Annotated in this window: 7 protein-coding genes; 6 read left to right on the forward strand and 1 reads right to left on the reverse strand. The window is 28.5% G+C overall.

Going from position 1 to position 14,593, the window contains the following annotated elements; translation table 11 throughout:
• Positions 1 to 5,342: alpha-N-acetylglucosaminidase TIM-barrel domain-containing protein (locus tag ACLR9T_RS12470; RefSeq protein WP_413109833.1), on the reverse strand; the 5,342-nt coding region annotated here is incomplete at its 3' end.
• Between the two features lie 660 nt (positions 5,343 to 6,002).
• Between ACLR9T_RS12470 and dnaA the strand changes: the two genes are divergently transcribed.
• The 6 genes from dnaA to gyrA all read left to right on the forward strand — a co-directional run bounded on the left by dnaA (position 6,003) and on the right by gyrA (position 14,529).
• Positions 6,003 to 7,349 (forward strand): chromosomal replication initiator protein DnaA, encoded by a 1,347-nt coding sequence (dnaA, locus tag ACLR9T_RS12475; protein ID WP_413109834.1) that lies wholly within the window; start codon positions 6,003 to 6,005, stop codon positions 7,347 to 7,349.
• Between the two features lie 156 nt (positions 7,350 to 7,505).
• Positions 7,506 to 8,615: a DNA polymerase III subunit beta gene (dnaN, locus tag ACLR9T_RS12480; protein ID WP_413109835.1), complete on the forward strand. Its 1,110-nt coding sequence runs from the start codon at positions 7,506 to 7,508 to the stop codon at positions 8,613 to 8,615.
• A gap of 210 nt (positions 8,616 to 8,825) precedes the next feature.
• Positions 8,826 to 9,032: a S4 domain-containing protein YaaA gene (yaaA, locus tag ACLR9T_RS12485; RefSeq protein ID WP_413109836.1), complete on the forward strand. Its 207-nt coding sequence runs from the start codon at positions 8,826 to 8,828 to the stop codon at positions 9,030 to 9,032.
• Positions 9,032 to 10,129: a DNA replication/repair protein RecF gene (gene recF, locus ACLR9T_RS12490; protein WP_413109837.1), complete on the forward strand. Its 1,098-nt coding sequence runs from the start codon at positions 9,032 to 9,034 to the stop codon at positions 10,127 to 10,129. Before yaaA ends, recF begins: the two co-directional genes overlap by 1 nt.
• Complete coding sequence (gyrB, locus tag ACLR9T_RS12495) at positions 10,129 to 12,054, forward strand: DNA topoisomerase (ATP-hydrolyzing) subunit B (RefSeq protein ID WP_003535518.1); 1,926 nt, start codon at positions 10,129 to 10,131, stop codon at positions 12,052 to 12,054. Before recF ends, gyrB begins: the two co-directional genes overlap by 1 nt.
• Before the next feature lie 15 nt (positions 12,055 to 12,069).
• On the forward strand, positions 12,070 to 14,529 hold the full coding sequence (gene gyrA / locus ACLR9T_RS12500) for a DNA gyrase subunit A (protein WP_413109838.1): 2,460 nt from the start codon (positions 12,070 to 12,072) through the stop codon (positions 14,527 to 14,529).
• The last annotated feature ends 64 nt before the right edge of the window (positions 14,530 to 14,593 follow it).

Below are 14,593 nucleotides of genomic sequence, written 5' to 3' on the forward strand. Positions count from 1 at the left end.
GCATTATCATATACAGTTTGAGCATTTTCTAATGCTGCTTTGAATTCATCAGCTACTGCTGGTACTAATTTACCTAACTGTTCTTGAGTTACTTCTTTAGCTATATCAATTGCAATTTTTAAAGCTATTTTATCCTTATCATTAGCTAATTTTACTAAATTATCTTTTGCTTGTTGTAATAAAGATAGAGCATTATCAACATCTGATTGACTAGAATCACTGTTATCTAAAATAATCAGTTTTGCATTCATCAACTGCTCATTAAAATTATTCCAAGATGTTTCTGTATATAGTTTTTGTTCTATTTCTTGACATTTGGCTACTAATTTAATAAGTTCTGTTACATCTCCTCTTAAAATTAATTTGTCAGCTGCTTCAATTAATTTTGTATTAGTTTGATTAATTATTTCTTGATTATATGTATCTTTTTTACACATAATTTGAGCTTTATTATAGTTCTTTTCAAATTCTGTCCAGCTTGTAACTGTTGTATGATTTTTATCATAACCTGAAGATATTTTTTCTTTTATCATATTTAGAGTATTTTTTAATTTTGAATTATCACTTACTTGATATACTTCTATTTCTGATATACCAGGGTATGGTGAACCAGCATCAGTAGCATATGAGGTAATTGTTACTTTAACATCTTTTATTATCTCACCATTCATATCAATTATAAATGTATAGCCATTTTTTGAACCTGTAGAGTTTGTATAAACTTTTACCCATTGACCATTTTCTTTTTGTACTGAAACATCAAATCCTAATTGAGTATTACGATAACCATTTTCTTCAAAAACAATTTTAAGATAATTTACTGAGTAACTTTTATCTAATGTTACTCCTCCTGATACTGGTAAATTTGTTTTTGAATTTGCAACCCAACAATCTTCAAAGTTAATATTATTTATCTTTTCTTTTGAGTAAGAACTCATTAGCTCATTATCTGCATATGGTGTTCCTAAAGGAGCAATATTTGTATTATTTTCATGAATAAGATAGTTTTTGGCTAATTCAAGATAGCCTTCAGCCTGATAAATCACATCATTTGAAGCTGTATCAATGTTACTATAAAGATCTTTTGCTTGTTGATAATAGTATTGATATTTATCAAAATATTCTTCTATATATTCATCTCTATTCTCATTTGCTAGAGCATCAAAACTATTTTTTAACTTACTAATATCTACTAAATTATTAATAGCATCTTTTAAAGTATTATTTGCATCTTTATAATCATCACTAGTGCTATTTTCATCATTAATAACACTTTGTGCTTTATCAATAGCTTTTAAAAGAACTTTATAACTTAATTTTGAATAAATATTTTCATCTAATGACTTAGCTTCATCAATTAACTTATTTAACTGATCTGTTAAATTACTTGCAAGTGATATTTTCAATTCATCAATAATTTTCCCATCATTAATTAATTGAATTTTTGTTTGATCACTAACAATAGAATTATCTGACAATATATTTTCATTTTCAACACATTGTAAATTACCACTTCCAGCATATAAATATGATAATAATTCAGCTACTGTAATACCATCTTTGACGCCATTTAAAACTTTATTTTCAATAAACATTGATGTTCCATCAATTAATTGAATTCCTTTACTTGAATAAATTTTCATTTCACATAATGCTGGATAAATTCCTCCATTAGTCTCAAAAGTAATTCTTACATCATTAACTATTCTTGGCTCATCTAATGGAATATTTATTGTATAAGACTTTTCTTCTTCATTATAACTTTGGCCACTATAGACTTTTTCCCAATTTTCATTATCATCTTTGGTTTCAATAAAGAATTTCATTATATTATTACCTAATACTGGGCGTGTTTCAAAAACAAGTTGTAATCCATAAATTAGCTGTTCCTGATTAAATCTGATTCCTGCACTTACTGGTGTTTTTGAAGTTTGTGCAATCCACATTGATCCGGCATTATTGTCATTGATATGATCAGCAGTATAACTTCCTAAGGTTGTATCTGCATAAGCGGTTCCTTCTGTAGCAATATTTTCATCCATAATCTTATCTTTTTGTGCTTGTCCAGTTAGATAACTATCAAAAATTTCTAAATAAATATCATTAAGCCCACGATATTCTTGATTACCATCTACATCTTTTACTGTAGTTGAGTAATCTTTATTATTAGTTACGACATCCCAACCAATATTAAAATAATCCTGATTACTTGAAGGAGCAACAAAATTACCAGTTTGAATTGCAGTATCTAAGCGATCCAACCATAATTTCCACATTGGGTAATTATAGTCACGCTCCAACCCATTATATTGTCGATGAGCATATGTTTGTAATGTTTTAGAGCTCCAGACATTTACAATTGCTTTAGCATTAATTTTCATCATATCTTTTGAATAATCATCATATGTATTACTATTTCGAGAATCATTATAAAAATTAGTGGCTTTTGATATCCATGTACCATATAAAGAGTCCTCTTCAAACCCTGCAATTTCATCTATTAATAAGATACTATTTAACAACTTATCTTTATATTTTTTAAATATTTCATAGTTTTTATTATTATAAGCCTCATTTATACGTTCAAAAAATTCCACTTGGCTGTTAGCTAAAGTTTGTCTTAAAATATCAACTACATCATAAACATAACATTCATTATCTTTAAATCTATTAAAATCTTTCATTAATAAATCAGCTGCTTTTTCAAACTTTGTAGGATCATATGTTAATTTATAATCTCCAATTACGATTTCTGGATTAAATGATGGGCGCATATTAGTAATACAGTTAACGTTACCTGTATGATATTTTGCACTACCATCTTCATTATTAGCTCCATAAGCAGTAGATAATAAAATTTTCCATGCTTCCCATGAGTTTTGCGAATATTCTCCATAGCGTCTAGTAATATATTCTTTTAGCCATGTTTCTGTATCTTTAGCTTCACTTTCCCAAGCCATTTCCCAAAACAAATCATAATTTACAGGATTTAAAAGTGTTCCTTCAGGTGTGATTCCAATTCCTTTCATATGATTAGATTCATTATTAGCTTTTGTGATTTGAGTTGCTAAATATTCTAATTCACCATGCATTCCTGTTCTTCCACCATAATTATCTAACATACAAAATACCCATGATGTTCCCCCAAACTCTTTACCATTCCAATTAGTTGTATTATTCCAATGAGGATTTTCAGTTGCATCTAAATCTAAAATAAGTACGTGATCTTCTTTATTTTCGCCAAATCCATCTAAAATTTCTGGATTAGGATTAGATAGCCAAGATTGAATTACCCATACTGCATCTTTATCATAATTCATCATTTGATCTAAAATATGTGCTGACATTTGTGGTTTACTTAAGTCCGGAGGAATTATTCCACCTTCATGAGCTAAATCACCTGCATAATAATTTGTAACTTGCCCATAGATATACTCTTGAGTTTCATAAAATTTTTTCGCTAAACCATCATATCCATTATAAGTAGTTTTTAATATTGGTGGACGAGTAAATCCAGACCAGTCACCTTGTTCTACCATATATGGACTAATATCATCATATCCATAATCTTCCATAAGTGTTTTATTAGCAATATCACCAAAATGTTCAGGCATTGCTCCCATAAATCCTTGTAAACAAGGTTTCATTCCTAATACTGTCATCTTACGCTGATTTATTCTCGCCATTTCAACTGTATCAATAACCCATTCATCACTTACAGGTCCCCCATATGATTCTAAATTTCCCATTAACCACCAGGCTTTATATGAATACCCACAGACAAAAGCCTTTGCTTCTTCAATATCATAGCCATAATTCTGTAAGTATTCTATCCATAAACCTTCTGTAGCAGTTGTATCTAGAATTAAATTAACACCATTTAAAGCAAAATAATCTAACTCTCTTTGCCATTCATCATATCCCCAAAATGGCATTGTATAAGATAGTGTACAATAATTATATGCATAACGAATTTCATAAGGTGATTCTTTATAAATGGTCTTATCTAATATCGGAATTGTATCTGGCATCTTCACCTGTTTTGTTTGTTGAGAAATATGAACATTACAATAATATTTCAAAAAATAATTTAAACCAGTTGTCAAAGATAAACCTTCGTTACCTTTAATATGAATTTTTCCATTTAATGAAGATATTTCATAGAAATCTTTTCCTGAATCATTTTTTGCTAATTCAAAGGTAAACCAGTCAAGATATTTTTCACCTAATATTCTTGATATAACTCCATCTACCTCCGCAAATACATCAGCATCACTAAATGTATCAGACATACTATAGTTACCATTTTCATCACTGATTGTATTTACATCTACATGATGATTTTTTAATAACCAATCATCATATGATTCTATATTTAAATCTGTACGTGTTGCTATTTTTTCAACATCACTTTTAGTTCCATAAACTTTTATTTCCGAAACTTGTGAATTTGCTCCTTCCCCATTTGAATTTGCAGTAACATTTACACGTATAACACGATATGTATTTTTTAAATCAAGATTAAATTCATCACCATCTTCACTGCTTTTCTTAAGTTTTGTTTCAGCAATTCGTTCAAAATGAACGCCATCTAAACTTCCATATAAAGAATAAGCAAATTGGATATCACCTATAGGCATATAAACCTTGATCTTTGATATATCATAATTTTCTAATAAATCAACATCTACATATTTTGGGTAATCTTCGCCAATCCATGATGTAGAAGCCTGTCCATCTACAACTAGTGATGAGAAATTACTATTTGTAGTTGACCTAGTTGGTTTACCATAAGCAATATTATCTGGATCATTAGGATCTGTATCTGGTATACTTGGTACCTCATAATCAGGATTTTCAATTCCATAAACTTCTAATTCATTTATATGCACACTTGTATTAGCTGAATTATATGTCATTTTAACTTTAACATATCTTGCAACTTTAGTTTCTAATAAATAAGTTTCCCCATTTGCTGTCTGCAATGTATTGTCAACTTTTTCTCCAACTTTTTCATAGTTAAATCCGTCAACACTAATATAAACTTCATAATTATAATAACGACTACCATTGTAATATGGAATAACTATGATTTTAGAAATATCATAATATCCATCTAAATCAACCAATAATTCACTTGGATATAATCCACCATCCCAATAACTTGTTTTATCTCCATCAACAGCTCGAGATGAATTTCCATTACTTGCAATAGTTAATTTATTCAAAGCTACATTTGATAGATCATCATTATTTTCAATAGCTCTAACATCAATAGATACATAACTAATAATCATTGCAGCAGTTACCAAACTCTTGACTATTTTTTTCAGTATCTTCATATTTTCCCTTCTATCTATATATCTTTTTATTATCTTAATTATATTATTAAAAACTAAATTATTTATACCCATAAATATAAATATATGTCACCTTCTTTCCTTTACATTCATAACTACACAGTTAGTTATGATATTTAAATATAAATAATTCAGTTATATAAAAATTTTTATATATTAAAAGCATTTATTTATCTTTATTTTATTATATCACCAAATAATTGATAAAATTATATAATTATTAGTAAAATAATACAATTTTACTTAAAAATATATATTAATTTCATTTCTCATAAAAAAAACAACTATAGCTTGTTAGGTGTTTAAGTTATACACAAAAAAAGTATTACTTATGCACATATTCATATTGATTTATTTTGAATGTGAATATGTGTGAAAAACTGTCAAAAAGTTTGTCGCTATTAATCCTAACTTGTGAATTTTTAGTGAATCATCTTTTATAATACTTCATATATCCACAATTTTCACATTCACATATATTTTTATGCACAAATAAAGTTGTGAATATTGTGAATAAGTGCTAAAATCCTTATCAAATATAATAAATATTGTGAACAACTTTGTGAATCCTTTTTATGCCTTGTTTTTCTCCTTTAAATTTAATATTTATTTGCTTATAATTATGATGCGGAGGTGAAAATAATGCGTGATAATAGTAAAATTTGGCAGTTATGCCTAGATACACTTGAAAAACAAGATTTACCTGAAGAACGTAAAATAGATAAGGTAATTATGGAATCAGTTTTTCGAAGTGCACAAATTGCTTCTATCAATAATAATAAGGTTACAATTACTACGCCTTATTCTTTTAATATAGAAACTATAAAAAACAACATAAAAGATATTGAAGATATCTTATCCGGTATGCTAGCATCACCAGTAACTGTAGAAATAATTGGTGAAGATGAATTTAAAAAATCTATCACTGAAGAAAAAAAAGAAATATTTAGAGATAATCTGAATAAAACACTGACATTTGACAACTTTGTCGTTGGTGGTTCTAATCGTATGGCACAGAATGCTGCTTTATTGGTATCTACTAATCCAGGATCAAATTTTAACCCTTTATTTATTTATAGTAATCCAGGGTTAGGTAAAACCCATTTATTAAATGCAATTGGTAATTATGCTAAAGAAGTGAATCCTAGTTTAAAAATTCGTTATATAACTAGTAAAGATTTTGTTGATGAAGTTATTGGTGCAATGAAGGGTAAAGATGGTGATGAAATATATGCCAAGTATAAAATGCTTGATATTTTATTAATCGATGATATTCAATTTCTTTTTAATAAGGAAAAAAGTAGTGAAATTTTCTTTCATATTTTTAATGAAATCATCAATAATAATAAGCAGATCGTTATAACTAGTGATAAAATGCCTGAAGATCTTCAGGGGATAGAGTCACGATTAATAAGTCGCTTTAACTCAGGATTAAGTTTTGGAATCGACCCTCCTGAATTTGAAACAGCACGTGCTATTTTAGAAAAAAAGATAGAAAACTTAGATAACCCTTCATTAGTTATTCGGGATGATGTTGTAGACTTTATGGCAAATCATTATTGTAAAGATATAAGAAGTCTTGAAGGAGCTTTAAAGAGATTATTTTTCTGTAGTATTATGAATCATACTAATACAATTGATATGGCTTTTGCCCTAGAATCATTTAAAGATGATAAAATTGTTAAAAATCCTAAAAGTGCTTTGACTAAAGAATCAATTTTAAAAACAACAGCAGAATTTTATTATCTAACAATAAGTCAGTTAATTTCTAAAAATAAAACTAGAAAATTAACGACACCTCGAGAAATGTGTATGTATCTAATGAGGGAATTATTAGATATTACCTTTGCTGAAATTGGGATGACATTTAGTAATCGAGATCATTCTACCGTTATGAAAGCATGTGCTAGGGTAGAAACAAAAATAAAAAAAGATTCTGATTATAAATTAGCAATAAATAAGTTAAAAGAAAAATTAAATGTTAATTAAACACACTTATTCCACAACTTAGACACACTTTTATCCACATAAAAAACATAAGCTATTTCAATACTTTTATAGGTTATTCACATAATTCACAGTATAATAGTAATAATAATTTTAATTTAAAAGAAATAAATATATATATTCAAAAGGAGAAAATTTATGAACTTTAAAATCAAAAGACTTAAATTATTAAATGCTCTTGCTAAAGCTACTAAAGCAGTTTCAATTCGTAGTCCTTTACCAGTATTAACAGGAATTAAATTTGATTTACAAGAAGATTGTCTAATCTTAACAGGTAGTGATTCTGATATTACTATTCAAACTAAAATTGAAAAAGATGAAGATTTAATTATTAATCAAACAGGTGGTGTAGTATTAAATTCTCGTTATATATTAGATATTGTTAGAAAAATTGATAGTGATGAAATCTGTATTCAAATTATCGATGGAGCATTAACAAGAATCTCAGGATCTAATTCTAAATTTGATTTAAATGGAACAGATATACTAGATTATCCAAGAATTGATTTATCTAAAACAGGAACGAAAGTATTACTAAACTCATTAATTTTAAAAGATATTATTTCACAAACTAAATTTGCTGCTAGTGATAAAGAAAATAAACCTATTTTAACAGGAATTAATTTTAAAGCAGCTAACCATCAATTAGAGTGTACTGCTACTGATAGTTATCGATTAGCTAAAAAGATAGTTTCTTTAGATGAAAATGTAACATTTAATATTACAATTCCTCAAAAATCTTTAGATGAAATATCTAAGATTATTGAACGTGATGAAATGATTGAAATGTATGTTTCAGATCGTAAAGTACTTTATGTTTTTAATAATAATATAATTCAAACAAGACTAATTGATGGTAGTTTCCCTGACACTAATCGTTTAATTCCTGATAGTTTTGATTACGAACTGGATTTAGATACTCATTATTTATTAAATGCTATTGATCGTGTTTCTTTATTAACTAATGAACAAAATAATATTATCAAGCTTGATATGGATCCTGATAGAATAGTTTTATCTTCTTATATGCAAGAAATTGGGTCTGTTGAAGAAATTTTAGATAAGGCCTTTTATAAAGGAGAACCTCTAAGTATTTCTTTTAGTTCTAAGTATGCTACTGATGCAATTAGAGCTTTTAATGAACCTAAGATAAAAATATTATTTACTGGAGAAATGAAACCATTTATTATTAAAGATTATGAAAAAGATGATGTTATTCAATTAGTTTTACCTGTAAGAACTTTCTAAGGCTACTTATAGTAGCTTTTTCTTTTGTGAAAGTATTTTTTTACTAGGTATATTAATTATATGTGGATAAATTTTAAATATGAGCGAATTTTAATAAAAAATAACATTTTATACTTTTTATAAAAAAAAGCGTTCAAATGCTTATTTTTTTGAATTTTAAAATAATTTATGTTATAATAGCGATAGATTTTTATAAAAAAGAGGATAGTTATGAAAAAAATTCGAATTAGAGATGAATATATAACTTTAGGACAGTTTTTAAAGTTTGCAGGCTGTGTTTCAAGTGGAATTGATGCAAAAATGGTTATTAAAGATGGATTAGTTCTGGTAAATGGTGAAGTAGAAACTAGAAGGGGAAAGAAACTTCGCATTAATGACCAGATAGAATTTAACGGGGAAACTTTTATTATTGATTAATGATAGTTAAATCGTTAAGTTTAAGTAATTTTCGAAATTATAATCATTTTTTTATTGAGTTTAATCAAGATATTAATATTTTGATAGGAAACAATGGTCAAGGTAAAACAAACTTGATAGAAGCTATTTATTTATTATCTGTAGGAAAATCTTTTAAAACTCATATAATTAAACAAATGATTATGTTTGATTATGATTTTGCTAAAGTTAAAGGTGAAATTATTTCTAATAATAAAAAACGTTATTTAGAAGTAATTCTTGGTAATGATTTTAAACGGGCTAAAATTGATGATCAAGATATTTATAAGATTAGTGAGTATGTTGGTCTTTTAAATGTTGTAGTTTTTATTCCTGATGATTTATATTTAGTCAAGGGGAGTCCAAGTAATCGCCGCCGTTTTATTGATTTAGAACTTTCAAAGATATCACCAATATATGTATTTAACTTAAGCAAGTATAACAATTTACTTAAAGAAAGAAATAAGTATTTAAAGTTATTAAATAAAAAGAATAGAGCTAATGATGAGTATTTGGAAGTTCTTGATGAACAGTTAGCTAAATTACAAGTTGAATTAATTAAGAAGCGAATTAATTTTATTAATAAATTAGATGAAAAAGTTAAATTAATTTATCAGATGATTTCTAAAAAAGATGATGAAATGATTAATTTACGTTATATCTGCTTTGTTAAAAATGAAATAAATTATGAAAATATTTTATTGTTGTATAAAAAAAATTACCAGCGTGATATTCGTTATATGCAAACTAATATTGGAATACATAAAGATGATTTAGGAATTTATATGAATGGAAATATAGCAGATTTATTTGCTTCACAAGGACAACAAAGAACAATTGTATTAGCTATGAAGATTGCTTTAATCGAATTAATTAAGGATGAGATTGGAGAATATCCAGTTTTATTATTAGATGATGTATTATCAGAATTGGATGAAACAAGAAAAAATATGTTATTAGATATTTTAAATCAAAAAATTCAAACTTTTATAACAACTACTTCAATTGATGGAATTAATCATCAAATAGTAAAAAAAGCTAAAAAAATCTATATAGAAAGTGGCAAGGAGGCTACATAATGTCAGAAGAAAAAGTAGAACATAGTTATGATGAATCCGATATTCAAGTCTTAGAAGGACTTGAAGCGGTTCGTAAAAGACCAGGAATGTATATTGGGACAACTTCAATTAGGGGATTACATCATTTAGTTTGGGAAATTGTTGATAACTCGATTGACGAGGCATTAGCTGGATATGCTAGTCATATTCGCGTAATTTTAAAGGATGATGATGTTGTTCAAGTAATTGATGACGGTCGAGGAATGCCAACCGGTACTCATGCTAAGACTGGAATCTCAACAGTTGAAACAATTTTTACAGTATTACATGCTGGTGGAAAATTTGGTGGTGGCGGATACAAAGTATCTGGTGGACTTCATGGGGTTGGAGCCTCAGTTGTAAATGCGCTTTCAGAATGGTTAGAAGTAAATGTTCATCGTGATGGACATGAATATTATCAGCGTTTTGAAAATGGTGGGAAACCAGCAGGTGAATTAAAGATTATTGGTGACTCTGATATAACAGGAACAATTGTTACTTTTAAGGCTGATAAAATAATTTTTAAAGAGGGTACTGTTTATGATTATGATACACTCAGACAAAGAATTAGAGAGTTAGCATTTTTAAATAAGGGATTACGTTTATCGTTAGAAGATCAACGTAACGGTGTGGATCGAAAACATGAATATTATTATGAGGGCGGAATTAAAGAATATGTTGCCTATATTAATAAAAATAAAACACCGATTCATGAAGAAATAATCTATGTTGAAGATATGCAGCAAGAAATTACAATTGAAGTAGGAATGCAATATAATGATGGTTATCAATCAAATATTTATTCCTTCTGTAATAATATCAATACTCATGAAGGGGGAACTCATGAAGAAGGTTTCCGTTTAGCTTTAACACGAGTTATTAATAATTATGCTAAAAGTAAAGGACTGCTAAAGAAAGATGAAGAAGCTTTATCTGGTGACGATGTTCGTGAAGGTTTAACAGCGATTATTTCGGTTAAACATCCTGATCCCCAATATGAAGGACAAACTAAAACAAAATTAGGTAACGCTGAAGTTCGAAAAATTGCCAGCAATATTATTAGCGCATCATTAGATAAATTTTTATTAGAAAATCCTGATACAGCTAAGATTATTGTTGATAAAGCTATTGTTGCAGCAAGAGCAAGAATGGCAGCTAAAAAAGCTCGAGAAATGACAAGAAGAAAAAATGTTCTTGAAGTTTCAAACTTGCCAGGTAAATTAGCTGACTGTTCAAGTAAAGATGCTAGTGAATGTGAAATCTTTATTGTCGAAGGGGATTCCGCTGGGGGTAGTGCCAAAATGGGACGTGACCGTCGAATTCAGGCAATTCTACCATTACGTGGAAAAATTTTAAACGTTGAAAAATCGAGATTAGAAAAAATCCTTGGAAATGCTGAAATTCGTTCTATGATTACAGCGTTTGGTACAGGAATCGGAGAAGAGTTTAATCTAGATAAATTAAGATATCATAAAATTGTAATTATGACCGATGCCGATGTTGATGGTGGGCACATCAGAATCTTAATGTTAACATTCTTGTATCGTTATTTAAGACCGTTAGTTGAAGGTGGCTTTGTTTATGCGGCTCAACCACCACTTTATTTATTGAAACATGGTAAAGATGAATATTATTGTTATAGTGATGAAGAACTAGATGATTTGAAAACTAAGATTGGTGAAGGTGCTAAATATAGTATTCAACGTTATAAAGGTCTTGGAGAAATGAATGCAGAACAACTTTGGGAAACAACGATGGATCCTGAAAAACGAATTTTAAATCAAATTGATTTAGACGAAGCAATGGAAGCGGATATGATTTTTGATATGTTAATGGGTGAAAAAGTTGAACCAAGACGTGAATTTATTCAAGAAAATGCTAAATATGTTACTGATTTAGATATTTAATAAAGGAGATAAATAATGGAAGAACGTGGAATTAGAAAAGTAAAATTAACATCTGAAATGAAAAACTCTTTTATGCAATATGCAATGTCAGTTATTGTAGCAAGAGCCTTACCCGATGTTAGAGATGGTTTAAAACCAGTTCAAAGAAGAATTATTTATGGAATGAGTGATTTAGGTTGTGCGCCAGGTACACCATATAAAAAGTCTGCTCGTATTGTTGGAGAGGTTATGGGGAAGTATCATCCTCATGGAGACTCTTCTATTTATGAAGCTTTAGTTAGAATGGCTCAAGATTTTTCATATCGTTATATGTTAGTCGATGGTCATGGAAACTTTGGTTCAATTGATGGTGATGGGGCAGCTGCACAACGTTATACTGAAGCAAGAATGTCAAAGATATCTAGTGAATTAGTTCGTGATCTAAAGGAAGATACAATTGATTTTATTCCTAATTATGATGGTGAAGAACAAGAGCCTGCCGTTTTACCTGCTCGTATTCCTAACTTATTAATTAATGGATCAACAGGAATTGCAGTAGGGATGGCAACTAATATTCCTCCACATAATATTTCTGAAGTTATTGATGCTATTTTAGCTGTAGCTAAAAATCCTGATATAACGATTATTGAATTAATGGAAAATTATATTCAAGGACCTGATTTTCCTACTGGTGGTTATATTTTAGGTAAAACAGCAATAAAAAAAGCCTATGAAACTGGAAATGGTTTAATTGTGATGAGGGCTAAGACTGAAATTGAAGAAAAGGGAAATAAGAAAATTATTGTTGTTACAGAAATTCCTTATATGGTCAATAAGGCCCGAATGATTGAAAAAATGTCACAGTTAGTTAGAGAGAAGAAAATTGAAGGAATAACTGAAATTCGTGATGAATCTAATCGAGATGGTATTCGTGTTGTTATTGAGTTGCGTCGAGATATTCAACCAGAAGTTATTTTAAATCAATTATATAAGTTAACATCATTACAAACAACTTTTGGAGCTAACTGTATAGCTTTGGTAAATAATGAACCAAAAACATTGAATTTAAAAGAAATGATTACTTTATATTTAGATCATCAAGAAGAAGTAATTAAACGTCGTACTAAGTTTAGATTAGCTAAAGCAGAAGATAGAGCTCATATATTAGAAGGTTTAAAAAGAGCATTGGATCAAATTGATGCAATTATTGAACTAATTAGATCAAGTAGAACTACTGATGTTATTCAAACAAGATTGATGGAAGAATTTAATATGTCTGATAAACAAGCAAAAGCAATTCGTGAAATGCAATTGCAGCGTTTAGCTGGTTTAGAGAGACAAAAAATTGAAGATGATTTAAATAAGTTATTAGAAGTAATTGCTGATTTAAAAGATATTCTTGAAAATAGAGCTCGTTTATTATCAATTATTCATGATGAATTAGAAGAAATTAAAGATAAGTATGGTGATAAACGTAGAACAGAAATTATTCAAGGGACTTTTGATTTAGAAGATGAAGATCTGATTCCTGTTGAAGATGTAATCATTTCACTTACAAATAATGGATATGTGAAAAGGATGCCTGTTGATACATATAAATCTCAAAATCGTGGCGGACGTGGTATAAAAGGAATGGCTACTAACAATGATGATATTGTTAGCTCGTTAATTAATATGTCTACACATGATGATTTATTATTCTTTACTAATTTTGGAAAAGTATATCGTTTAAAAGGTTATAATATACCTGAATTTGGACGTTCTGCTAAAGGTTTACCAGTAGTAAATTTATTGAATCTTGATAAAGGTGAAAATATTAAATCAATGATTAGTATTAATCGTAAACAAATTGATGAGAATAATGATTACTATTTATTTTTCGCTACTAAAAACGGTTTAGTAAAACGTGTTCATATAGATGAATTTGAAAGAATTCGTCAATCTGGTAAGATTGCAATAAGTTTGAGAGAAGATGATCAGCTTGTTTCAGTAAAATTAACTAGTGGAAATGATCAAGTATTGATTGCTGCATCAAATGGAAAATTGGTTCGATTTGAAGAAATTAATGTTCGACCAATGGGACGTAGCGCTAGTGGTGTAAAAGGTATTAATGTTGATGGCAGTGAAGTTATTGGTATGACTACAGATAAAGAAGGTCAGTATATAATGGTCGTAACAGAACGTGGATATGGAAAGATGTCACCATTAGAAGAATATCGATTATCTAATCGTGGTGGTAAAGGTGTTAAAACTATTAATGCTACAGAGCGTAATGGACAAATTGTAGCATTAAGAGCTGTCAATGGTGATGAGGATTTATTGATTATTACTGATGATGGTATAATGATTCGTTTACCAATGGAACAAGTTAAAACTGCAGGACGTGCTACACAGGGTGTCCGATTAATTAAAGTTAATGATGAAAATAAAGTTTCTTCTGTTGAAGTTGTTGAAAAAGCAATTGAACAAGATGAAGAGGATGAAAGTGAAGTTTAATAATAGAGCCTCTAAGTAGACAATAATTATTGTTTACTTAGGGGCTTTTTTTAGTTATATAAAT

It is taken from the genome of Thomasclavelia sp. (assembly GCF_047249845.1).
In the GTDB taxonomy this organism is placed as follows: domain Bacteria; phylum Bacillota_I; class Bacilli_A; order Erysipelotrichales; family Coprobacillaceae; genus Thomasclavelia.

Bases quoted from the DNA above. Each gene is read 5' to 3' on its own strand.
- gyrA (WP_413109838.1), top strand. From the start codon at position 12,070: ATGGAAGAACGTGGAATTAGAAAAGTAAAATTAACATCTGAAATGAAA.
- gyrB (WP_003535518.1), top strand. From the start codon at position 10,129: ATGTCAGAAGAAAAAGTAGAACATAGTTATGATGAATCCGATATTCAA.
- yaaA (WP_413109836.1), top strand. From the start codon at position 8,826: ATGAAAAAAATTCGAATTAGAGATGAATATATAACTTTAGGACAGTTT.
- recF (WP_413109837.1), top strand. From the start codon at position 9,032: ATGATAGTTAAATCGTTAAGTTTAAGTAATTTTCGAAATTATAATCAT.
- dnaA (WP_413109834.1), top strand. From the start codon at position 6,003: ATGCGTGATAATAGTAAAATTTGGCAGTTATGCCTAGATACACTTGAA.
- dnaN (WP_413109835.1), top strand. From the start codon at position 7,506: ATGAACTTTAAAATCAAAAGACTTAAATTATTAAATGCTCTTGCTAAA.